Source organism: Marinobacter sp. F3R08 (assembly GCF_018860425.1).
Lineage (GTDB): Bacteria > Pseudomonadota > Gammaproteobacteria > Pseudomonadales > Oleiphilaceae > Marinobacter.
The window spans coordinates 163,193-187,121 of sequence record NZ_JAHKPI010000014.1 but is presented as its reverse complement, the minus strand read 5'-3'; the positions used below and the strand labels follow the sequence as shown (position 1 = coordinate 187,121).

General features: G+C 52.2%; 19 protein-coding genes. 12 read left to right on the top strand and 7 right to left on the bottom strand.

The features are described from left to right. The first annotated feature begins 649 nt into the window (after positions 1–649). The 5 genes from dnaA (at position 650) to gyrB (ending at position 8,264) form a co-directional block, all read left to right on the top strand. The gene (dnaA, locus tag KO499_RS03925) at positions 650–2,092 is read left to right on the top strand and encodes a chromosomal replication initiator protein DnaA (protein WP_228339798.1); all 1,443 of its coding nucleotides are present in this window, start codon (positions 650–652) and stop codon (positions 2,090–2,092) included. 55 nt (positions 2,093–2,147) lie between these two features. Further along, entirely contained in the window at positions 2,148–3,251 is a 1,104-nt protein-coding gene (gene dnaN / locus KO499_RS03920) for a DNA polymerase III subunit beta (RefSeq protein ID WP_215982405.1), read from the top strand. Between the two features lie 13 nt (positions 3,252–3,264). Beyond that, a complete protein-coding gene (locus KO499_RS03915; RefSeq protein ID WP_215982404.1) occupies positions 3,265–4,536 on the top strand; it encodes an ABC1 kinase family protein in 1,272 nt (423 codons plus the stop codon). Positions 4,537–4,658: 122 nt separating this feature from the next. Then, positions 4,659–5,795, top strand: a complete 1,137-nt coding sequence (gene recF / locus KO499_RS03910; RefSeq protein ID WP_215982403.1) for a DNA replication/repair protein RecF — start codon at positions 4,659–4,661, stop codon at positions 5,793–5,795. A gap of 54 nt (positions 5,796–5,849) precedes the next feature. Next, complete coding sequence (gene gyrB, locus KO499_RS03905) at positions 5,850–8,264, top strand: DNA topoisomerase (ATP-hydrolyzing) subunit B (protein WP_215982402.1); 2,415 nt, start codon at positions 5,850–5,852, stop codon at positions 8,262–8,264. 99 nt (positions 8,265–8,363) lie between these two features. On the opposite strand, the gene KO499_RS03900 is transcribed toward gyrB, so the two are convergent. The 4 genes from KO499_RS03900 to KO499_RS03885 all read right to left on the bottom strand — a co-directional run bounded on the left by KO499_RS03900 (position 8,364) and on the right by KO499_RS03885 (position 11,765). Next, entirely contained in the window at positions 8,364–9,128 is a 765-nt protein-coding gene (locus tag KO499_RS03900) for a VC0807 family protein (protein WP_215982401.1), read from the bottom strand. Positions 9,129–9,247: 119 nt separating this feature from the next. Then, positions 9,248–9,640, bottom strand: coding sequence for a hypothetical protein (locus KO499_RS03895; protein WP_215982400.1), 393 nt, complete (start codon positions 9,638–9,640; stop codon positions 9,248–9,250). 133 nt (positions 9,641–9,773) lie between these two features. Next, positions 9,774–11,027: a 3-isopropylmalate dehydratase large subunit gene (locus KO499_RS03890; RefSeq protein ID WP_215982399.1), complete on the bottom strand. Its 1,254-nt coding sequence runs from the start codon at positions 11,025–11,027 to the stop codon at positions 9,774–9,776. A gap of 36 nt (positions 11,028–11,063) precedes the next feature. Beyond that, positions 11,064–11,765: a TetR/AcrR family transcriptional regulator gene (locus tag KO499_RS03885; RefSeq protein WP_215982398.1), complete on the bottom strand. Its 702-nt coding sequence runs from the start codon at positions 11,763–11,765 to the stop codon at positions 11,064–11,066. 344 nt (positions 11,766–12,109) lie between these two features. Here KO499_RS03885 and dctP point away from each other — a divergent pair, with 344 nt between their 5' ends. The 4 genes from dctP (at position 12,110) to KO499_RS03865 (ending at position 16,091) form a co-directional block, all read left to right on the top strand. Then, positions 12,110–13,204: a TRAP transporter substrate-binding protein DctP gene (gene dctP, locus KO499_RS03880; RefSeq protein WP_215982397.1), complete on the top strand. Its 1,095-nt coding sequence runs from the start codon at positions 12,110–12,112 to the stop codon at positions 13,202–13,204. 82 nt (positions 13,205–13,286) lie between these two features. Further along, a complete protein-coding gene (locus KO499_RS03875) occupies positions 13,287–14,597 on the top strand; it encodes a TRAP transporter large permease (protein WP_215982396.1) in 1,311 nt (436 codons plus the stop codon). 9 nt (positions 14,598–14,606) lie between these two features. Beyond that, positions 14,607–15,161, top strand: a complete 555-nt coding sequence (locus KO499_RS03870) for a TRAP transporter small permease (protein ID WP_215982395.1) — start codon at positions 14,607–14,609, stop codon at positions 15,159–15,161. A gap of 36 nt (positions 15,162–15,197) precedes the next feature. Continuing rightward, on the top strand, positions 15,198–16,091 hold the full coding sequence (locus tag KO499_RS03865) for an isocitrate lyase/PEP mutase family protein (RefSeq protein ID WP_215982394.1): 894 nt from the start codon (positions 15,198–15,200) through the stop codon (positions 16,089–16,091). A gap of 333 nt (positions 16,092–16,424) precedes the next feature. Here the strand turns inward: KO499_RS03865 and KO499_RS03860 are convergent, their stop codons facing one another. The 3 genes from KO499_RS03860 to prpR all read right to left on the bottom strand — a co-directional run bounded on the left by KO499_RS03860 (position 16,425) and on the right by prpR (position 21,520). Next, entirely contained in the window at positions 16,425–17,564 is a 1,140-nt protein-coding gene (locus KO499_RS03860) for a DcaP family trimeric outer membrane transporter (RefSeq protein WP_323133331.1), read from the bottom strand. A 135-nt stretch (positions 17,565–17,699) separates the two neighbouring features. Beyond that, on the bottom strand, positions 17,700–19,316 hold the full coding sequence (locus KO499_RS03855) for a long-chain fatty acid--CoA ligase (RefSeq protein WP_215982392.1): 1,617 nt from the start codon (positions 19,314–19,316) through the stop codon (positions 17,700–17,702). A 233-nt stretch (positions 19,317–19,549) separates the two neighbouring features. Further along, positions 19,550–21,520: a propionate catabolism operon regulatory protein PrpR gene (prpR, locus tag KO499_RS03850; RefSeq protein ID WP_215982391.1), complete on the bottom strand. Its 1,971-nt coding sequence runs from the start codon at positions 21,518–21,520 to the stop codon at positions 19,550–19,552. Positions 21,521–21,732: 212 nt separating this feature from the next. Between prpR and KO499_RS03845 the strand changes: the two genes are divergently transcribed. Genes KO499_RS03845 through KO499_RS03835 form a run of 3 tightly spaced genes read left to right on the top strand, consistent with a single transcriptional unit; the run spans position 21,733 to position 23,902 of the window. Beyond that, a complete protein-coding gene (locus KO499_RS03845; RefSeq protein WP_215982390.1) occupies positions 21,733–22,788 on the top strand; it encodes a phosphotransferase family protein in 1,056 nt (351 codons plus the stop codon). Further along, positions 22,785–23,168 (top strand): DUF6285 domain-containing protein, encoded by a 384-nt coding sequence (locus KO499_RS03840; RefSeq protein WP_215982389.1) that lies wholly within the window; start codon positions 22,785–22,787, stop codon positions 23,166–23,168. Before KO499_RS03845 ends, KO499_RS03840 begins: the two co-directional genes overlap by 4 nt. Next, complete coding sequence (locus KO499_RS03835) at positions 23,165–23,902, top strand: histidine phosphatase family protein (protein WP_215982388.1); 738 nt, start codon at positions 23,165–23,167, stop codon at positions 23,900–23,902. Before KO499_RS03840 ends, KO499_RS03835 begins: the two co-directional genes overlap by 4 nt. The last annotated feature ends 27 nt before the right edge of the window (positions 23,903–23,929 follow it).

The following is a 23,929-nucleotide window of genomic DNA, read 5'->3' as shown; positions in this document are numbered from 1 at the left end:
TCTCACAATTCGTAAGTTAAAAATTCAGTAACTGGCTGGAAAATGATCAGCCAAAACAGGAGCGGCATTCTATGCAAATACCGGGGGGAATTCAATGATTATTGCTAGGGGGTTGTGCGCATGCCGAAATTTAACGGCGTTGTCCCTGCGCTAATAAAATCAGTAAGTATTTTTAGAATTCTTTTAAGGATTAATTATTACTGTTATTAGTATCGATGGTTTCTGTGGATAATCGATAAAAAAACTTAAAAAACAAATCTTTACGAGGTTCATAAGGATATTGATAAGGCAGCGTGAGGTCTGTGGATAGCGGCGGGGCGAAATGTGGGTAAGCAGGATTGTCTGTTTCGATCAAAGTTATCCCCGTTGGCGTCCCGGGGTTTCCAACAGGGTTAACCCTAGTCTGTACACACAGGGCTGTGGGTAACTAATCTGTAGGGATATTTCTGTACACAAGGTTGTAGGTAAGTCTGTAGTTTGTTGAATTATAAATAAATAAATTTCCACAGGCTGTTCATGAACTGGCTTTAGCTCTTTCACTGGGGGGCTGCTCGGGTTAGAATCCGGGGTCATCTCAATGGACAGGATGTCCCATGTCCGTTCAGAGACATTTCAGGGTTATCGGGAGCAGGCTGTCGTGCCAAACCAGATGTGGCATCAATGTCTTGAAGTACTTCGGGACGAGTTTCCCGCACAACAGTTCAATACCTGGCTCAGGCCCCTGCAATCCGATCACCGGGAGGGGCAACTGATGCTGTTTGCACCCAACCGTTTTGTTATGGACTGGGTGAATGAGAAGTACCTGCGACGTATCGAAGAGGTACTGAAAGATCTGAATGGTGGACAGGCACCACGGGTCAATATGAAAGTGGGGTCAGCACCCCGGGAAAGTGAGCCGGTCAAACGCTCCGAAGCGACGGGGCCAGCCAATGGCCGGGTTCAGGATGAATCAGGAAGCCGGGTAACAGAAGAAGAGAGAGGTGTGGCTGCCACCGTGGCGGGCTCAACGTCTGTGCGCCCGAAAAACGGAGGAGAACGCCGGCCGGTTCAGGTTGAGGGCGATATCAAGCATCAGAGCTTCCTGAATGAGGGGTTCACGTTTGAAACCTTTGTAGAAGGTAAGTCTAACCAGCTGGCAAGAGCGGCTTCCATGCAGGTGGCTGAAAATCCTGGTGGCGCCTACAATCCCTTGTTCCTTTATGGTGGCGTTGGCCTGGGTAAAACCCACCTGATGCATGCGATCGGGAATGAGATTGTTCGGCGCAACCCCAGAGCTAAAGTCGCGTATCTCCGTTCGGAACGCTTTGTGGCGGATATGGTCAAGGCGCTGCAGCTGAATGCGATCAATGAGTTCAAGCGTTATTATCGCTCTGTTGATGCCCTGTTGATCGATGATATTCAGTTTTTCGCCCGTAAGGAGCGCTCCCAGGAAGAGTTTTTCCACACCTTCAACGCATTGTTGGAGGGTGGACAGCAGGTGATCGTTACCTGTGATCGTTTTCCCAAAGAAATTGTCGACATGGAAGAACGGTTGAAATCACGGTTTGGCTGGGGCCTGACCGTAATGGTCGAGCCTCCGGAACTGGAAACCCGGGTGGCGATTCTGATGAAGAAGGCTGATCAGGCCAACGTGAAGTTGAGCAGCGAAGCGGCATTTTTTATCGCGCAGAAGATTCGATCTAATGTTCGAGAACTCGAAGGCGCGCTGCGTCTGGTGATAGCGAATGCTCACTTCACCGGATCAGAAATTACGCCGCCTTTCATTCGTGAGAGTCTGAAGGATCTGCTGGCCCTGCATGAGAAACAGGTAAGTATCGATAATATCCAGCGCACTGTGGCGGAGTATTACAAGATCAAGGTCGCTGATCTGTTGTCGAAACGTAGGACCCGCACGGTCACCCGGCCCCGGCAGGTTGCCATGGCGTTGTCCAAGGAACTGACCAATCACAGTTTGCCGGAGATAGGAGATGCCTTCGGTGGTCGAGATCACACCACCGTATTGCATGCGTGCAAGAAAATCGTGGAATTGCAGGAGACCGATCCGGGCATCCGCGAGGATTATCAGAATTTTATGAGACTGCTGACCACCTGATGTCAGGCGTTGGCGAACCACATTCACCCTTCCAACATAAAGAAAGCTGAGTGCCATGAAACTGACGATCAGCCGTGAATCCCTGCTTACCCCGCTGCAAAGTATTGCTGGTGTGGTAGAGAAGAAACAGACCATGCCGGTATTGTCCAACGTGTTACTGGTAGCCGAGGACAATACCCTGACCCTGACCGGGACCAATATGGAAGTGGAACTGGTTGCCCGGGTAACACCGGTGCATGTGGATCAACCGGGACGGATTACTGTACCTGCCCGCAAACTGTCTGACATTTCGAGGGCCCTGGGTGACGAAGCGCCGATGGAGCTGGCTCTGGAAGGAGACCGTTTGCATTTGCGGTGTGGTGCCAGTCACTTCACGTTGTCTACCCTGCCGGCAGAACACTTTCCGAATGTGGAAGACGAAGACGAAAGTTTCCGTCTGGAACTGCCCCAGAAAGAACTGGGCCGGATGCTCGATGCTACGGCTTTCGCCATGGCCCAGCAGGACGTGCGTTATTACCTGAATGGTCTGCTGCTTGAAGTGGACAAGGATCACGTAAGGACGGTTGCTACCGACGGTCATCGGCTGGCAATGGCGCATCTGGAACTGGCCACGAATTGCCCTGAGTTGCGGCAGGTGATTGTACCGCGCAAGGGGGTATTGGAACTGGCGCGGTTGCTTGAAGATGTGGAAACACCGGTGACTCTGGTTATTGGTGACAATCACCTGAGGGCGACTGTCGGTTCCTACACGTTCACGTCAAAACTCATCGAAGGTAAGTTCCCGGACTACAACCGGGTTATCCCGAGGGGCGGTGACAAGGTGGTTCTGGCGGATCGTGCCACGCTGAAGAATACCCTGCAACGGGCCGGGATCCTGTCACATGAGAACATTCGCGGCGTACGCCTGAATCTGGCGTCGAGTGAACTTCAGGTGTTTGCCAACAATCCGGATCAGGAACAGGCCGAAGACGCGCTGCCGGTGGACTATCAGGGGGAATCTCTGCAGATCGGATTCAATGTAGGTTATCTGGTCGATGTAATGAACGCCCTGGATGAGGACGATGTGAAAATTACCCTGTCCAATCCCAACAGCAGCGCGCTGATAGAAGCGAAGAACGACAACCGCTGTCTGTACGTTGTGATGCCGATGAGGTTGTAGGAGGATCAGACTGATGAGTACCGTAACGAATGGAATCAAAGGGGCTTTTCGGATTGGCCAGACGGTGTCGGTACTCGGGCGTACCGGATTCAATTGGTTGCGGGGGGAACGTCCCCCGGCGCCGAAAATGCTGAGACAGACCTTTGAATCTCTTGGCGCAACCTACATCAAGCTGGGTCAGTTTATCGCCAGCTCGCCCACGTTTTTCCCCAAGGAATATGTGGAAGAATTCCAGTACTGCCTTGATAAGACCCCCAACCTGCCTTTTGGCGTGATCAAGAAGATTGTTCGGGAAGAGCTCGGACGACCTCTGGATGAAGTTTATTCGGACATTGATCCGGTTGCGCTGGCATCGGCTTCTATTGCGCAAGTTCACGCTGCCCGTCTGGTTACCGGTGAAGATGTAGTGATCAAGGTGCAGAAGCCCGGGGTTGAGAACATTCTTCTTACCGATCTGAACTTCCTGTACCTTTCCGCTCGTATCGTGGAGACGCTGGCGCCGAAACTGTCCTGGACGTCTATGTCGGGTATTGTTGAAGAAATTCAGCGAACCATGATGGAGGAATGTGATTTCATCAAGGAAGCCAATAATCTGAGAGTGTTTCGGGATTTTCTGCACGATACCCATAATGAAGACGCCGCGGTGCCGAGAGTGTTCGAACACTGCAGTACCCGCCGTATTTTGACGATGGAACGTTTCCACGGTGTACCACTGACTGATCTAGAAAGTATTCGAGGGTATGCCCGGGATCCGGAGCGCACGCTGATAACGGCGATGAACACCTGGTTTGCCAGTCTGACCCAGTGTGAATTTTTCCATGCAGACGTTCATGCCGGAAATCTCATGGTTCTGAAAGATGGCCGGGTTGGTTTCATCGATTTTGGAATTGTGGGGAGAATCAGGCCTGATACCTGGCAGGCGGTCAGCGATTTTATTTCGGCGGTTATGGTGGGCAATTTCAAGGGCATGGCAGATGCCATGATTCGTATTGGGGTTACCCGTCAGACTGTTCGCGTGGATGACCTTGCCGCAGATCTGCAACGTCTGTACCAGCAGATGGACAAGATGGTGCCAGACGAGGTGCCCTACGAAGCCGATCAGGCGGAAGACGATGTTAATCATATTTTGATGGATATGGTTAAGGTTGGTGAAAGTCATGGGCTTCACTTTCCGAGAGAGTTTGCCTTGCTGTTGAAGCAATTTCTGTATTTTGATCGTTACGTTCATATCCTGGCACCGGAAATGGATGTGTTTATGGACGAACGTCTGAATATGCTGCACTGAGGCTGTCGCCTTAATCCTCGGGCTTTTGTACACTAGGGCGGCGTTACCGAAGGGGTAACGCCGCCCTTTTGGTTCTGGGGTTTGTATTGGTTCCTTCCTTTCCCCTTCGAGTTTGTTGCTCTATGGCGCTCGTAAAATTCCAGACAGAGAACTTCCGCAATCTATCGGCCTCGCCGGTCAGCTTCTCGTCCTCCTTTAATTTGCTTTACGGTCAGAATGGCAGCGGAAAGACCAGTGTGCTCGAAGCGATAGGTTATCTGGGGCTTGGGCGGTCTTTTCGGGTAAATCGACATCAGGCCGTGGTAAGTCACGGGGAACAGCGTTTGACGGTGTTTGGTGGTCTCGACCGTGGCCTGAGTCCTTCCGGGACGGAAATCGCTGGAAAGCCAGAAGAACTTGAGCACAGGCTTGGCATTTCCAGGGACGTGGGACAAAAGGAAACTGTGTTAAGAGTGGATGGCGAAGCGGTGCGGAGTTTGTCAGGGCTGGCTAAGCATCTTCCGGTTTCGGTGATTGATCCTGGTGTTTTTGATGTGGTGGCCGGTGGGCCGGGCAAACGACGTCAGTTCCTCGACTGGTTGGTGTTCCACGTGGAACCTTCGTTTGGGTCCGACTGGCAACAATGCCAGAGAGTGACATCGCAGCGGAATCAAACGCTCAGAAATGGTAGACTAGACGAAAAGCTGTTGCGGGTCTGGGATCAACAATACGCAGTGCTCAGTGAGCGGATTACAGAGACTCGCATGGGTATTTTTGCACGCTTCAAAGAGGCGTTTGAAAGGCTGGTCCAGGAAGTCGAAGTACCCTGGACGGAAGGTCTGAAGCTGGAGTATTACCCTGGCTGGGATCTTTCAAGGCCATTGGCGCAAGTGCTTGTTGATCATCGTGAGCAAGAGCGCAAGGTTGGGCATACGCTTTATGGTCCTAACCGCGCTGATATCCGCTTGAAGTTTCAGGCGCGCCCCGTTGCTGAAACCTTCTCTCGGGGCCAGCAAAAAACTCTGGTGATATTGATGAAAATTGCCCAGGGCATGGTCTTGAGCCAGATGGGCAAACAGGTGACCTTTTTGCTTGATGATATCAATGCCGAGCTGGATGAAGGGCATCGGGCCATGTTGGCCGGGAAGTTACAGGCATTGCGTTGTCAGGTGTTTATTACGTCTATAGAGCGCCCTCAGGTGGAACAGCTCTGGCCAGAGGGTAAGGCACCGGATTACAGATTGTTCCACGTGGAACATGGCAAATTGATGGAAGAATAAGACCGGTGCGACGACAAAGAATGCCCCGGCCTATTACGCTTCAGGAGTTTCCGAATGAGTGAATCGAACTACAATTCCTCCAGTATCAAAGTCTTGAAAGGACTGGATGCGGTGCGAAAGCGGCCAGGCATGTACATTGGTGATACCGATGATGGCACCGGCCTGCACCACATGGTCTTTGAATTGGTGGATAACTCCATCGATGAAGCACTCGCGGGCTATTGTTCGGAGATCGGGGTGATTATTCACCCGGATGAGTCGGTATCCGTCAAGGATAACGGCCGTGGCATACCGGTAGACCTGCATGAAGAAGAGGGTGTGTCGGCAGCGGAAGTCATTATGACCGTGCTGCACGCCGGTGGTAAGTTCGACGATAACTCCTATAAGGTCTCCGGGGGTCTGCACGGTGTTGGTGTATCCGTTGTTAATGCTCTGTCCTCTACCCTCACCCTGACAATTCGCCGGGATAACAAGGTTTACGAGCAATCCTACACCCACGGTGTGCCCAATGCGCCGTTGAGCGCGGTTGGTGAAACCGATGCCTCCGGCACCAAGGTGCACTTTATTCCGTCTCCGGAAACCTTTACCCACATTCAATTCCATTACGAGATTTTGGCGAAGCGGCTCCGGGAACTGGCGTTTCTGAACAGCGGCGTTCGGATCCGGTTAACCGACGAGCGCTCCGGTAAGGAAGAAGTCTTTGAATATGAGGGTGGCCTGCGAGCATTTGTCGAGCATCTGAACGCCAACAAGACGCCCATCAACCGGGTATTCCACTTCACTCGCGAGCGTGAAGACGGCATCGTGGTGGAAGTGTCCATGCAGTGGAACGACGCTTTCCAGGAAAATATTTACTGTTTCACCAATAACATTCCGCAGCGCGACGGAGGTACCCATCTCGCCGGTTTTCGGGCAGCCCTGACCCGTTCACTGAATAACTACATCGAGCATGAGGGCCTGGGCAAGAAGGCAAAAGTAGCCACCTCCGGCGACGATGCTCGTGAGGGTCTGACGGCAATCATCAGCGTGAAAGTGCCGGATCCGAAGTTCTCGTCACAGACCAAGGACAAGCTGGTGTCTTCCGAAGTGAAGACAGCAGTGGAACAGGAACTGTACCAGAGCTTTGCGGAGTACCTGCAGGAACAGCCCAATGAAGCGAAGCTTATCGTCAACAAGATGATTGAAGCAGCCAGAGCTCGTGAGGCGGCCCGTAAAGCCCGGGACATGACCCGTCGTAAAGGTGCGCTGGACATTGCCGGTCTGCCGGGCAAACTGGCCGACTGTCAGGAGAAAGACCCTGCCCTGTCCGAACTGTACATTGTGGAGGGTGACTCTGCGGGTGGCAGCGCCAAACAGGGGCGTGACCGGAAGACTCAGGCAATTCTTCCCTTGAAGGGTAAGATTCTGAACGTTGAGAAAGCCCGCTTTGACAAGATGCTGTCTTCTGCAGAAGTTGGCACCCTGATCACTGCTCTGGGCTGTGGTATCGGGCGGGAGGAATTCAATCCCGATAAACTCCGTTACCACTCCATCATCATCATGACCGATGCTGATGTGGACGGCTCCCATATCCGGACTCTGCTGCTTACCTTCCTGTTCCGTCAGATGCGTGAAATCATCGAGCGCGGTCACGTCTTTATCGCCATGCCTCCGTTGTATAAGGTAAAGCGTGGCAAGCAGGAGCAGTACCTGAAGGACGAGAAAGCCAAGGAAGCCTACCTCACCCAGACGGCTCTCGAGGGAGCTCAGCTGTATGTGAATCCTGAAGCTCCGGCGATCAAGGATTCGGCCCTTGAGACCATGGTCAAGGACTATCAGGCCGTAATGGCCATGATTGGCCGGCTATCCCGGGCTTATCCTGCCAAGGTACTGGAACAGATGCTCCAGAACATTACGCTGAAGGCTGAGCACCTGAAAGACGAAGCCGTTGTGGCACGCTGGGTAGCACGCCTGGGTGACGGTCTGGATCTGGATACCCGCACCGGTACCAAGTATACCTTCTCGGTTACCAAGGATTCAGAGCGGGATCTGTACCTTCCGAAAGTGACTATCTATGTGCATGGTATCCCCTATGAGCATGTATTCAGCCACGAGTTCTTTGACTCCTCCTCCTATGCAGCCATTGCTCGTATGGGAGAAACCCTGGATGGCCTGATCGAAGAAGGTGCCTATGTTCAGAGGGGCGAGAGAAAACAGCCTGTACTGTCCTTTGAGGGCGCCCTGGAATGGTTGATGAAGGAAGCTCAGCGAGGCCTCAACATCCAGCGCTATAAGGGACTGGGTGAGATGAACCCGGAGCAATTGTGGGAGACCACCATGGATCCGGAGACCCGGCGTATGATGAAGGTGACGATCGAGGACGCCATTGCGGCGGATCAGATTTTCACCACCTTGATGGGAGACGACGTAGAACCGCGTCGAAATTTCATTCAGACCAACGCTCTGGAAGTGACCAACCTGGACATCTGATCTGGCACCACATTCAGCAGTAATAAAAAAAGCGGCGGAGGCTTTCAAACCTCCGCCGCTTTTTTATGTCCGGCGTTACTTCGACCCGCTGGCGCTTGCTTATTCTCCGGTGGTCGATTCCGACGATTTGTTTTTTTCTTTCTCTTTCTCTGCCAGATGGGGCGCCATGACATCTTCCAGGGTGTATCCCGTCAGACGACGAATCGTGCGCCAGAGGTAGTAGAAAATCAGCATCATCATGATCATGGAGGGAATGGCGATCATCGGATAACTGACCAAAGTCATCCGCCCAAGCTCTTCGTTGAAAGCCTGAGTACCCGAGGGGCTGACAACTATCCATTTCGCCAACACGTAATTCATAATGGATGAGAACAGAAAGGTTCCGGAGAAAAAGTAACTGGCTTTCAGCAAACGGGCCTCAAACTCCCCTACCCGGTTGTGCTCTTTCAACCTCTTGTGAATTTTTTCCACATCCAGAACGGTGGGGTTATACAGCAGGGTCCGCACCAACGGGTATCTGGTTCGGGTGGATGCCAGAACGGCCAGACCAATCACCGCAGGAATTGCCGCCTCTTTGATGGCCAGCCAACCGGCATCAAGTTCCAGTAATCCGATGCCCCCGGTGAGTCCGACACTGATCAGTCCGAGCACGGCGATGAAGTTTTTCTTACGGTACTTCACCAACTCGAACAGACCCCAGCCCAAAGGAAAGGCGAGGCCCAGGAGCAGCGCGTTCACGTTGCCAAGGTGCTCATCGCCACTGAATTTCATCAGGATAACCGATGGAATGATAATGCTGACCAGCAGATCGACCCAGGGCCTTGGCTTGTGGTCCGGAATGTCAGTGGAGCTCGGAGACGTCATGATTAAGCCTGGTTGGTGGAACTGAAGCAGGCCTTAGGCCCTGCCTGAGAAGTCTCGGCAGTATACGATGAATCACAGTGCAGACGTAACCGTACAGAGACGAAGGCGCTGTGAGTCACCTATCCCTCTTTTTCGAGGCGCACTTTTTTAAGATAGCCAATAATACCGCCCGTTAGAATCAGATCTTTGCTTTTTAACGGAACCCTCTGACACTGGAGAACATCCCCGGTTTCTTCAACTGATATCTGTTCTGTTTCCCAGTTGAAAGATATCGTCTGCCAGCGTTCCACAGCCGAGGTGATCCCGGGACATTCGATCAGTGGATAGCCATTGGAGGATTCGCCTCTGTAAAACCCTGGTGAAAAGGATTCTGCAATGATTGCATTGATACCCAGAGCTCTCAGTGCGCGGCAGGATGGATAGTGGGGGTGCCCATAACCAAAGTTTTTACCTCCTATGATGACGTCGCCTGCCCTCACCTTATCGGGAAACTCCGGATCGAAACTGGTCATACAGACCGATTTCAGTATGTTAACGTCTTGCGTCTTCATGTGGTCGACGCCAACAATCAGGTCAATGTCGAAGTTGGGTTCCTGAAAAACCCAGGCAGCCCTGCCTTGAATTTTTGGTAGCATGAATGTGCCCTCAAAGCATTGTACGTGGATCTGTTATTTTTCCATTAATGGCTGTTGCAGCAATTGTGTAAGGGCTCGCCGTGAAAATCTCGGCGCGGTTACTGCCCATTCTCCCGGGGATATTCAGTGTACCCGTTGAAACTGAGCGCTCACCTTCGCTGAGTGCCCCCATCTGACCAATGCAAAAGTCGCAGGTTGATACATGGACCTGGGCTCCCGCGTTAATAAGTTTGGGAGTCAGCCCAAGTTCACTCATCTGTGCCTGGATACGAGTGGTAGTGGGTACTGCGTTCAGCCGAAAGTACTCGGCAACATGTTTGCCCTCGAGAATCTCAAGTGCCTGCTGAAAGTCCTTGATTCGTCCACTGGCGCAGGAGCCGATGTAACCCGAATCAATCCGGGTACCGAGAGCGTCACTGATGGAGATCGTATTCGCCGGAGATGGCGGCGCAACAAGAACGGGCTCCACATCAGAAAGATTAATGGTCACTTCCCTTTCGTACCTGGCACCGGGATCCGCGAAAACAGGCGGATGCCTTTTGCCGGTTGTTCGCTCAAGATACTGGTCCGTTTGTTCATCCGTTTCCATGACTGCTGAAATGCCGCCGAGAAACATGGCAAGGTTGCACAAAGTAAAGCGTTCATCCATTTCCAGGGATTGAAGGCCTTTACCTCCGTACTCGATCACAGCCTGCCGGCAGCCGTCAGGACCTATTTCTCGGACGATCCAGTGGAATACATCGCGCGACGTGACCCCTCTTTGTAATGCGCCCTCGAGATTTATGCGTACTGAACCAGGAACGACCAATGATACCTCTTCGGTAGCAAACGCTTCGATCATGCTGTTTCGTATACCAATACCGAGAGCTCCCAGAGCGCCGATAGTGCTGATATGACCATCAAAGTGGGTTACGAACATACCAGGTTTAACGTATCCCTTCTCTGAGATTACCTGATGTCCTATGCCGTCTCCTTCATGAAGTTTGAAACCGTAACGCTTTGCGAACCTTCGGGTAATCTGATGAATCTGTTGGGCTTTGGCGGTACCAGCAGGATAGAGGTGGTCAATGAACAGCACGAAACGCTCTGGGTGTTTTACACTGGTGATCCCAAGTTCTTCGACCATCTGTGTTTCGTATTTATCGATATAGCCCGGATAGTCATAGGCGGTAATCAGGTCAGGTGGAAAAATCGCTTCGGTACCGGCACTGATCGTACGGCCAGCAACACGGGAAAAAATCTTCTCGGCGATGGTTTGGTTCATGACGTTGCTCCAGATAAAAACGATACGGGGCGTAACTTAATTGGACACACTGACCGGGCCTGCTCGAAACGCTGCTTCACAGAAGGCAACGATTCGATTGACTGACTCATCCATACTGTTGGTATTGCACAGTCCATTGCTCACCTCATCCAGTCGCTTAAGGTCCGTAATGGTGTAGTGAAGAGCGCCAAGAACGAAATGCAAACGCCAGTGAATATCGGCTTCGTCCAGCTCCGGTAGTGTTCGTTTGAGGTGCGGGACGAAGCGCTGAAGATGTCTGACATCCCGATAGAAAAGTTCATTCAGAGGAGATGATGGATCAAGCTGGCAGCGGATCATGAACTGAATGAAGAGTCCCCGCTGGCCTTGATCAAATGACCACCGGATACCCGGAAGCAGCAATGCCCGCATGATTTGCCGAAGAGGAATGACTGATCCAGCGGAGGTCTCCTCGGATTCATTGAGCATGGCTACCCGTTCACGGTTGAGCTCAATGGCTCGGCGCAGGAAAACGGCTTTCAGCAAGTCGTCTTTACTGCCCAGATGGTAATTCACGGTAGCAACACCAACCGACGCGGCCTTGGCAATCTCACGAAGAGAAACGGAGGCAAAGCTTCGGGTAGCAAACAGTCGCTCGGACGCATCCAGAATTCCCTGTTTTGTGACTTCGCTTCTCTCTTGCCTTTTTACGCTGTCTTCGTCCATTCCTGACTCCTGGGCAGCAAAGGTCTCATTCATTGGTGTTTCTCCTTAGAGAGTGGACTGAGAGCTGAAAAGCGATTTCTGATTGGCTGATGATAATAATAGAACAACTGTTTGTAAAATTAATGCTTATAAAATAGCTAAAAACCATCTTTAAACTAATCCTAATAGCAGTAGACGATTAAAATCGTCGTTAACTGTCCTTTTTGAGGGGGTTTGAGGTGATAATCCAATAAATTCCTACTGATTTGTTGACAGAGTCCGGTTTTATCAGCAAATATTTAGAACAGGTGTACGGCTTTTCGTTAACGTATCGTGACGTCGATGATTACCGAACGCTGTAACGCCATAGACAACAACAAGTTCTTGAGGATTCTGGTATGAAATGGTTTGTTCGTCGCATGACCGTGGGCGTCGCCCTTGCTGCCTGTTTTTCTTCTGGCCCTGTTCTGGCCCAGGAGAGCTTTAATTTCCGAGTGACTTCTGCGTTGAGCGCCAGCCATGGCCAATGGCAGGGCTTTACAAAGCCATGGATGGAACAGGTAGAAGAAAAAAGTGATGGCAGGATCACCTTCACCCCGTTTGTATCAGGCGAACTGGTAAAGGCTACCAATGAGCCGGATGCCTTGAAGCAGGGCATTGTGCAGATAGCTGCTCCTCTCCTGCCAACCTATGATCCGGCAATGTTTCCGATGTCTGAAGTACCGATGCTTCCTCTGACCAAGTCCAGCCCGGAAATCGGTAGCCTGGCGTTGAAAGCCCTGATAGAGAGCGATGAGCCGTTGATGGACGGAAAAACGTTCTCTGAACTTGAGTACGAAGCGAACGGTTTGGTTGCGATTCCAATTACCATTTCAGAGGAATACTCCATTTCGACCACCGGGCACCGGTTTGAAACGGTCGACGATGTTCAGAGCGTAACGCTCAGAACACCTTCCCGTATCCACGAGATGTACGCCAAAAACGTTGGTATCAACTCTATTACAATGCCGGCTTTTGATCTTTTCGATGCACTGAGTCGTGGTGCCGTCGACGGCAGCTTCCTGTTTATTTCTGACTGGACCGGATACGGGTTTGATGAACTGTTCAAGTACACGGTAACGGATGTAAACCTTGGACATTTTGCTTCGGTTATAGCGCTTACCAAAGACCAATGGGATGCACTGCCCGAGGACCTGCAGAGCGTGATGCTCGAGGCGGCCTCTGATCAGATCACCAAGGGCGCGCAGCTCTGGGTGGATCGTCGTCAGGATATTATGGCGAAGACCCAGGCAAACGGTGCAGAGTTTGTTCCGGTGAGTGAATTGGCTCCGGAGGTTCAGGAACTGTTGATGTCGGGTATGGAAAAAACCTGGTTTGATTACATCGATAACCTGGAGCAGAAAGGGCTTCCGGGTAAAAAATTGGCCCGTCTGTGGCGAGACATCGTGATTGAACAGGGCGGAGACGTTCCTGACGCCATTCACGATCTGTAAAACGCCCATCGCAACGACGAATGACTGCGTTGTCTGTTCGTAGACGGCGCAGCTTTTTTGCTAACCAGAGCGTTAATTTCCCATGAGTGACCCACTGTTCATACTCTCTATTGTTTGTGCCTTTCTGGTCCTGATGGCGGCCGGTTTCCACATCCATTCGATTCTTCTTGGGATTGGGGTGATGGGTCTGGTTCTTATTCAAGACTTCAATATTGCTGCGGCGTTTTTGAGGTCGGATCCCTTTGGACAGATCGCCAGTTATGCACTGACGACGATTCCTCTCTACGTCATCATGGCGCAGTTCATCCTTAAATCAGGGGTGGTTCAGGATGCCTTCGTTATGGTTTACAAGGCGTCCAAGGGTAAACCCACGGTACTGGGTTCCATGACGGTGGTTATTGGTGGTTTTCTGGGTGCGGTATCCGGTTCAGGGGCAGCTACGTCTGCATCCCTTGGCAGTGTGGCCGTTCCGGAATTGCGAAATTATGGTTTCCGTCCGGACCTGGCCGGTGCTATTGCCGCTGCCAGTGGGTCCCTGTCCGGCATTATTCCTCCGAGTATCATATTGATACTTTATGGCGTCATTACCGAAACGCCCATAAGCGATCTTTTCATGGCGGCGATGATTCCTGGCGTGTTGACCATGCTGGTGTTTGTTGGCTGTGTGATTGTCATGCACCGCAATGGATCTGAATCCTCAATAGATGTGGCTTCGTCCCCAGAGCTTAAGATCGGTGCGAGAAGAGCCATTACGGTCGTGGCCGTGGGTATCTTTATGTTCACCCTGATTTTTGGTGGCATATACCTCGGGCTGGTTACCCCGACTGAGGCCGGCGCGATTGGAGCACTTGGCGCGTTTGTTACAGCCCTGGTTCTGGGCAAGGTTGACCGGACGTTCATGGTTTCGTCGGTCAGGGATACGGCTGTCGTTACCGGAATGATAGTCCTGATCCTGATTGGTGCGGCGATTTTCGGCCGGTTTGTTTCTTTTTCCCTGTTGCCGAGACGGATTCTCTCGATGATCGAGTTCTTGATTCAGTATCCGTCGATTGTACTGATCATTCTTGCGATCGCCTTCTTCTTCCTGTTCATGTTCATTGAAGGAACCGCAGTGATCCTCATGGCTCTGCCAGTGGTGTTGCCGGTCATTGAACAGGCGGGAATCGACGTTCTCTGGTTTGGGGTCTTTATCGCTGTTATCTGCACGCTGGGACTGATTACGCCGCCGGTTGGCTTGAGTGTCTATTCTGCGGCCGGAACCAGTGGAGTGCCGGCCAGCAAGATTTTCAGGCCGGCCACGAAGATGGCTATTGCGGTGGCTGTGTTTGTCTGCGGGGCGATGATTCTTTTCCCGGAGCTCGCTACCTGGCTTCCCTCAACCATTTCAAGATAAGGCCTGACTATGCGTGTACTGAATGGGCTTTACCACGTTTTCGGGTTCATCAAAGGCTTAGGGCTGGTGTTTAGCGGGCTTGCGCTGGCTGGCATGATCCTGTCAATTTCTGCTGATGTGTTTTCCCGGAATGTGACGGGTAATTCGATCCCGGGTGTCTACGAAATAGTGATGTTCTATCTGATGCCGCTGTCGGTGCTTCCCATTGTGTTTTATGCCTTTTCGATGGGGGTATCGCCGAGAATTCCGATGTTATTTGACCGCTTGCCCGGCGCCGTCCAGAAGCCCCTCTATCTTCTGGTCATCACTGCAGAATTTAGTCTGATGGCGATTGTCGCTTTCTATTCTCTTGGCTATGCGCTGGACGGGGCGGCTGCCGGACACGCGTTCCCCGCGGCGGGCGAGATGTACCCGAAATATCCCGTCTATTTCCTTGTGCCTTTCGGTTTTGTAGGAATGGCCGTTGAACTTGCCTTTATCGGATTCAAGAATCTTTTCCACAGGGGTTTATGGATCACTTATAACAAAGATCAGGACACCATTCTCAGAGAGCTTCAGGTGTAAACGAGGCATCCATAATTCGATTTCCAGGAGATGAACATGCTAAAAGCGACTGTTACTAAGAGCGTACGCCAGATGTTGGCAGAGGCCGACGGGCGTCCCCTCGTTTCTGTTGGCGTTGGTGATGCGCTAAGCGCCCGACTGGCGTCAGATGCAGACGGTATTGATCTGATGCTTTCGAGCGGCTTTTCTATCTCTGCGGAACAACTGGGCTTACCTGATGTAGAGATGTACTCGAGAACCGAGAACGTGCTGGCCGTAGAAAAAATGTGTTACGTATCGAGCAAACCGATTATTGCTGATATGGACACCGGCTATGGCAATGCCATCAATGTGATCAAGTCGTTACATGAATTCGAGCGAGCCGGTGTTCAGGGTGTGGTGATTGAGGACCAAGTTAGTCCGAAACGCTGCCCTGTGTGTGTAGATACCACCAACACCTTGATTTCGATGAAAGAGGGCGTCAGCAAGATTCGCGCGGCAGCGGACAACCGGAGTCATCGGGACACACTTATTATTGCCAGGACAGATGCCGTGGATTTTGATGATGCCGTGACACGGGCCCGGGCCTACTATGAAGCAGGCGCAGATCTGGTACAGCCCATTTCGCGGCTGTTTTCGACGAAAGAAGACATTAAACGGTTTGTGGATACCGTGGGTTGCCCTGTTTCATTGGTGATTGTTGGTTGGCTGGAAGGTCTTTCCAGAGATCAGCTAGCCTGGATCGGGCCCAAGATTGTCCATTTCGCCCTTGTGCCTGTCACAGCTATGCATCATGCGGTAAAAGCGGCTATAACAGAACTTGGTCAGGCTGGCTCGCCGGCAAAGCTTTCTGTAGAACGATCCGCTCATGGAGACATCGTCAAAGATATGGGTATGGGGCTGATCGGGGAACTGGAAGAAAAGTATCTGCCTCAGGAAGACGAACTCTAGACCAATAAGAGAGCGCTCTTCGGTATCCTGGATCGGCACCTGTATTCTCAGGCAGGTGTCGATCCCTGCCAAAGTATTCACTTCCGCACTACCCTCTCCTCACGATTTCCCATCGACCCCGTCAAGTACTGCACCATTCTGCGTTCGGAACGAAGTCCTTCACGGGTGCATTTATCGGTATCCCCGGGGTTCGGCTTCGACCGGATGCTAGATAAAAAGAGATTGGTTTGGAGAAAAAGGAGGTATTGGCAAAGGTATACAAAAAGGCGGTGTGACACGCAGTCGCATCACACCGCAAGCCTGGTTAGTGACTCAAAAGACGCAAAGAATGGGTTAGAAGTTGTATTGGGCGGCAAACATCAGACGATTGGCGTCTGCTGAAGCACCGCTCAGATTTTCGCGTTGGAAGTACGCGTACTCCACGCCCATCATTACGTTCGTCACCGGGGTCCAGATATAGTTGATCATGGCTTTCTGGTTAGTTTCGCTCTTGGCCGCAAGTGTCGCAGACCCAAGATCGGCTTCGGCATCATCCCAGTCCATGGTGGCGAAACCGTAGGCCAGATTCACACTTCGACCGTTTCCAATATCCAGTGAGGTACCAAGAGTTGCAGCATAGCCGGCGATGGTGTTCAAGTCGCCGCCGTCGAGGTAGGCGTCTTCTCCTCCGAAGTTCTCACCGGAGCGATACAGATAGAGGTTCGCGCCATCGCTGTAGTTAACAGTTCCATGAAGCGTGAGGGCGTCGGTCAGTGCGAAATTGGCTGCCAGGAAGGTAGCAAATCCCATAGCCGAGTCATCGGTAGTGCCGTCGTCAACGGTTACCTGGTGTGCCAGGCCCCCGATAGAATAGGAAAGTGCTCCGGACGATGTCTCGTAGCGAGCAGTCAAGGTTGGCAGGCCATCCCGAGTATTTGTGTTGTTGAGCACACTGGTCAGGGTATCTTCCAGTGCCAGGGCGAAATTTCCCGTTGTATACCGCGCCTGGGTAACACGCCCTTGCAAGCCTGCCATTCCCGGAATGCCATCGAAATCCAGGCCAGGAGTGATACCGTAGAAGCTCATGTAATTTGACCAGGTCTGGCCCATCAGGATGTTCTTGTATTCGCCGTAGGCATGACGAAGCCGCAGGCTGCCACCGCCTGAGCCCCGGAAATCGCCTTCAACGGTTACTTTCAGGCCTTGCTCGGTTTTTACCCGAACACCCAGGCGGCTTTGGAAGGCGTCCGCGCCAAAATGGCCTTCAACATCTTCGTCAGCGCCACCAAGACTGGCAAATGAACCGGTACGGGCCGAGTTGGAAATGTTTTCGTTAATATCGTACGAGGCGTTGAGTCGGGCGTATCCATAGAGCGATGCGTCAACGCCGTCGATGTTCAAAGACACGGCGCCGGCCTGGAAGGAAGTGCCCACAAGAGTGGTCATCAGGGAAGCCTGAATAGCGGCTTTGAGCTTTTTGTTTTGCATGCCTATTACTCCGTTAATTGTGATTATTGCTTGAACTAGGGTGTGCTTGTTTTTGTGTTTTGTTTGTAAGTAATACTTGCCCTCCCGGATTCAGCCGCGAGCTATAGATAATGGAAACGCTGCGTTCACGCTCCACATTTCCTAAGCACCAGGCCATTGATAATGGTCGTAAACCTCACGCAGGGATTTCTTGCTGACTTTGCCTGTAGCTGTATGTGGTAATTCGTCCACAAACTCGCAGGCATTTGGAATCCACCACTTTGGTACTTTGCCTTGAAGGAACGTGAGAAGAGCTTCAGCGGTGAGCTCAGGTTCAAGGTCTTCGGGCACGACAATAAGCAGAGGACGTTCGCTCCAGTGTTCGTGAGAAACGCCAATGACAACTGCTTCACGCACGCCGGGGTGAGACATGATGGCGTTTTCGATCTCGATGGAACTGATCCATTCGCCTCCGGATTTGATCACGTCTTTTACACGATCAGTAATTTGCATGTAGCCGTTTGGATCGAGGGTGGCCACATCTCCGGTGCTAAACCAGGTGTGTTGCTGGGTCCCGCCAAAATAGGATTGGCATGCCCAGGGCGCTCGAACTTCCAGAACGCCGGTCGTTTTTCCATCATGGGGGAGGCTGTTGCCATCTTCATCTACGATGCGCATCTGCATGCCGAACAGAGGGCGTCCGGATTTCAGGCGTTGTTGGCCGCCAGATGAATCTGACATCCGGGTATGCCAACCGAGTGATCGGTTGTAGCTGCCCATTGGACTGAGTTCGGTCATGCCCCACCCGTTTTCCAGAGTTACGCCATGCCTGTCCATATCTTCGTAGAGACTTAAGGCCCCGGCGGCGCCACCGATAACACCTCGTTTCAACGAAGGCAGGGATGCTCCAGATTCATTGAGGTAGCTATTGATACCGCTCCAGAGGGTTGGAACCGCTAGTGAAAAGGTCACCCGCTCTGAATTGACCAGCGCAACCATGCTTTCGGCATCGGCTACATGAGGACCTGGTAGAACCAGCTTGGCCCCCGCCATGGGTGCGTTATAGGGCATTCCCCAGGCGTTGACATGAAACATGGGTACCAGAGGCATCACCACATCCTCGGATGTCAAACCCACGCTGCTTGCCATGTTTTGGGCCATGCCATGCAGCACAATGCTCCGGTGATTTCCGAGAACACCCTTCGGATTGCCGGTGGTGCCAGACGTGTAACAGAGTCCGCTGGCCCGTTTTTCGTCGAATTCTGGCCAGTCAAACTCTGATGATTGCCGGCTGATAAGGTTTTCGTAACTTTGTAGATTCGGCAGCGAACTGATTGGCAGTTCTGATTGCGAACAAAGTGCAATCCAGTGTCTGACAGAGGGCAGTTCCTTGCTCATTGATTCAAGCAATGGAATGAACTGGGGATCAATGAACAGGGCTTCATCTTCAGCATCATTGATGATGAACTTGATCTGTTCCGGAAACAGCTTGGGATTGATCGTATGGCAGATTCGTCCCGAGCATGGAATGGCGTAATGCAGTTCGAAGTGACGGTAGTCGTTCCACGCAAGGGTGCCAACACGTGCTTCAGCTCCGATGGCCAGTTCTTCGAGTGTGTTTGCCAGCTGACGGGCACGGAGAAAGGCATCGGCGTAGGTGTAACGGTGAATGGTCCCGTCATTCATGCGTGACACAATTTCTTTACTGCCCGCCACCATTTCGGCGTGGTGCATTATTGTGGTGATGCTCAGTTGGGCATCCATCATCAAACCTTGCAACTTCAGCCTCCGGATCTCTTTGTTCTTGGATATGGAAAGACAGAACGCAGTAAACGATATGCGCTGGATGAGTGTCAGCAAGCGACATGCCAAACTCTGCTCAGAGGCCAGTATTTACCTACAAGACAAGATGTTAGAGCGATTCTGGCGGGTTGACGCCGAGTGGAGGGTGTTTCATATCTGAAACAAGAGCTGAAAAAAATGTTTCAGCTCTGTTTCATTTTTCGAGGGAGTCAGGAGGTTTTACGCAGCTTTCGCCAAAGGGTTGAACGGCTGATGCCAAGGTGTTTTGCTGTCCTCGACATGTCACCGTTGAAGGAATCCAGAGTCTGCCGGATGTGGGTCAGTTCAGACGCTTTACTGATGGCCTGAAGACTGGCGGTTCCGGTTATATCTTGATGATCTGGGCTCGATGCAGTTGCCGGATTCAGCTCGGGGAAAAGTTTTTCGATAGGCGGGGTGTCGGCGTGGGAGTCGTTCATGAACTCTGCCGACAGGAAAGCCCGTTCGACAATATTCTCCAGCTCCCGGATATTTCCCTGCCATGGGTGGCTCATGAGTTGCGGCATCAAGTGATCAATAAGCCGGGTAGTCATGACGTGTTTGTGGGGCGCATTTTGTGCCAGGCGATCGACCATCGACTGGGCCAGTAACGGTAAATCGGAAATACGGTCCCTGAGGCTGGGGGCTTCCACACGAAGAATGTTGAGGCGGAAATAGAGATCTTGTCGAAACTGACCTTCGAGCACCCGTTCCTGCAGATTCTGATGCGTTGCCGAGATCACACGGATATTGACGGGTGTGGGTTCTGATGCCCCGAGACGAAGAACTTCCCGCTCCTGGAGCACTCTCAATAGCCGGGTTTGCAGAGACACCGGCATATCCCCGATTTCGTCCAGAAAAATGGTACCGGTGTGGGCGGCTTCAAACAGCCCCCCTTTGCCGCCCTTGCGAGAGCCTGTGAAAGCACCCTCTTCGTAACCAAATAGCTCACTTTCAAGCAAGGCTTCCGGGAACGCTGCGCAGTTGATAGCAACGAAGGGAGCCTGATGTCGGTCGCTCGCATTGTGGATACTCTGGGCAAGAAGCTCTTTTCCGGTCCCGCTTTCACCGGTTATGAGAACCGTTGAATCGGTCTTTGCGTAAAGTTTCGCCATGTGGACGGCCTGGCGGAATGGAGCGGAGTCTCCGAGAAGATCGCTGAACTCATAGCGGGCAATAAAATGGCTGGGTCGGGTCTGGGAGCGGATACGGCGGTCTGCTCGTTGGATCGCGTTGATCTCCTGACAGGCGACGATGAGACCATCCACCTTGTTTGCTTCAAAAATTGGAATGATATTGATAGCCAGTTTTCGATCATTCACCTGGATGAGCTGGTTTTCTTCCCCTTCGCCTTGTCGGAGGACAGTATCAATTTCAAGGTTGGGCAAGAGATCGCGGGCGTTGAGACCAATAGCCTTTCGTTCAGCAACGCCTGTGAGATATTCCATGCGATTATTGACGGACTGGATGCGCCCTTTTGCATCAAGAGCCATAACACCTTCGTTCAGGTGTTTAAGGACGGCGCTGATGCGAAGGTTCTTCTGTCTTTCGTGTTCTCGGCTTCGGCAGATGGCCACTGCGTCATCCAGGGTTCTTCGGACAGCCTCGGCGTTGATGGCGGACACGCCAACGGCACCCGCATCTTCTGCCAGCTCCACTGCGGTAGGAGAACCGATGATTACATGAAACCCCGCGTCAACAAGTGCACGGGTTTTCTGGCGGGCATCCTCGAAAGACGTATAGACAGCTTCAGAAATCTCGACTGTCAGCAGTGAGGTGAGCTCGCGAAGTTCGGCATGGGGGCGCTGATGGCTGAGGATACCAGCTTTCGTTCCGCGGTCTTTGGCGAGATTGAGCGCTTTGATCAGATCGTATTCTCCCATCCGGATTGACAGCACGGAGGTGCTGATTTTCTTTCGCAGGAAGTCGGCGGAAGCACCGGAACAGACGATCACGTCAATGTCACGCTGTTCCTCTAGCTGTTGAACGGTTGGAAGCAAGTTGGCAACAGTCGACTCGACGATCTCAATATCGGCCTGATCATGATATCTGGGCAGTATCTCCTCAAGGGTTCTTGCGAGGCGACTTGGTTTGCCATTGAACTTCAGGTGGCTTATCAGGACGACGATGCGGGGTCTGCCTGGTTCTGTAGATAAGGTCATAGGTGTTCGCCCAAAGCGTCCGGTTTGTCTCATTAGTGAAAATCGATTGTTTCAATTATGAAATGAAAAGCAACCATTAACTCGCCGGTTTCCGGAATTAATTTTTTAACTCATTGTTTTTAAATAGAAAAAATAAAGTGTTCTGAGGTTTTATTATCTGGCACTGATATTGCGACCTACCGGTAAACTCATGTTGATCGGGTCCGTAGCAGATGTCAGCAATCTCAAAACCAGCAGTGACTCCAGAGCAAACCATCGCCGGCTCCAGGAGAACCCTTGAGCACTACCTCGCTAGCTGTACCGGTGTACAAACGGTTCAGATCGAGCGTATGGAAAAATTATCTGGAGGTGCGATTCAGGAAAACTGGTTGCTGGAGGTCTCTGTTCCTGATGGCGACTGGGCTGGCCTTCAGCGCTGGGTATTGCGAACCGATTCACCCTCAGCTGTTAACGTGAGCATGACGCGTGCCGAGGAATACGCTGTTCTGGCGGAGGTTTATCAGGCTGGCGTGAAGGTTCCCCAGCCCTTCTGGCTTTGTCGGGATCAGGAGGTTGTGGGCAGGGACTTCTTTATCATGCAAGCGGTTGGAGGAACCGCAGCTGGTCATCGCCTGGTCAGAGAAGACGAACTCGTACCAGATCGGGCGAGCCTGTGCCGGGATCTTGGACGCAATCTGGCACTGATACATTCCATTTCTCCGCCTAACCGTTCCCTTGAGTTCATTCCACCGCCGGAAGCCGATCCGGCCCAGAGTTCTATTCATCAGTATCTGGAATTCCTGGATGCCCTGGGTGGAGGTTATCCCGTCATCGAATGGGGTCTGAACTGGCTCCAACGCCACAAGCCGAAACCTATGGGTACTTGTTTGCTGCATCGGGATTTTCGAACCGGAAACTTCATGATCGATCGGGGCCAGATCTCGGGGGTCCTGGATTGGGAATTCACTGGGTGGGGAGACTGGAGGGAGGACATTGGCTGGTTTACAGCCAAATGCTGGCGTTTTGGCAGCAATCCAAGGATCGCAGGTGGAATTGGTTCGCTGGATGATTTTATGGCGGGCTATTCGGAGATCCTGCCCCGGACCATTTCACACGAAGAACTTCGTTATTGGCAGCTTATGGCACATGTTCGCTGGGCCATTATCGCGGTACAGCAGGCTGAGCGGCATCTCTCCGGCAAGCAGCGGTCTCTGGAACTGGCATTGACAGGACGAATGGTGCCGGAACTGGAATTCGAAATCCTTGAGTTAACAGGAGTCACTAAATGAATAACCCTGATGCCCATGAGCTATTGATGACAGCACGAGACGTGCTGATGAGCCGAGTGTTTCCGCTGGTTCCGGAGGACCTTCATTATGAGATCAGGATGATCGCCAGTGCCATGGGTATCGCCGCGAGAGAGGCCCGTGACGGGCATCGGACAGACCGTCTGGAACAGGATTTTCTCTCTGGTGTGATCGATGAGGACTCATCCGGGAAAAACCTTTCGGATCTGCGTGCCTCTGTGGCCGGAGCGATCCGTGACGGCTTGTTTGTCGAGTCAGAGGAACAGCGACATTGCCTGGAGAGGATTCTGCTTGAGACCACGCTCAATGCACTTGAGATCAATAACCCCAAAGTTGCGCGCAAGTGGAGAGAGCGACAATGACTGTGTTGGTAAAACCGGAGACCCCCAAGCGGCGGCGGTTGTATCTGATTCGGCACGGCGATGTACGATACTTTGACAATGCCGGCAAGCCCGTAGATCCGAGATCGGTCAGTCTGTCTCCTGAAGGGCGTGAGCAGGTGACAGCCCTGAGAGAGGTTTTTTCCGGTATTCAGGTGGATCGGGCGGTGAGCTCTGATTATCCCCGCGCCTGCGAAACGCTGTCGTTGGTGCTCAGTCAGCCTCCGCGGTGCGGGAAGTCCGAGAGTGTGGACGCCTTGCGGGAAGTGAGGTCCGGACGATTGCGCAATATTCCCCATGATGCTTACGAACAGGAAGTCGCTGACGCCTATCGATGGGCGTTGTCTCCAGACTCTGAATTTCTCCGTGGCGAAAGCTGGGAGTTTTTTGGCGAGCGCATCATCGGTTGGTTCCAGGCGTTTCTGGGAGAGTCGGATTGGCATGATGCAGTGATTGTCAGCCACGACGCTGTTAACAGAATTCTTATGTCCTGGTTGCTTAACGGCGATAAAACGCTGCTTCCTTCCCTGGAGCAGGACCCTGCGTGCCTCAACATTGTTGATCTGGATTACCGTGATGACGGCACTGTCGGTGCGGCCTATCTGAGGCTGCTGAACTTTACCGCTTATAACCCGGTGAAAGTAGGCGATCGGGTAACGGTCATGGAAGGCATTGCCTGTTCCATGGCGGCCATGCAAAAGAAGAACGTTGATTAGTCCGGTTCCTTTCAGTCAACCCGAAGT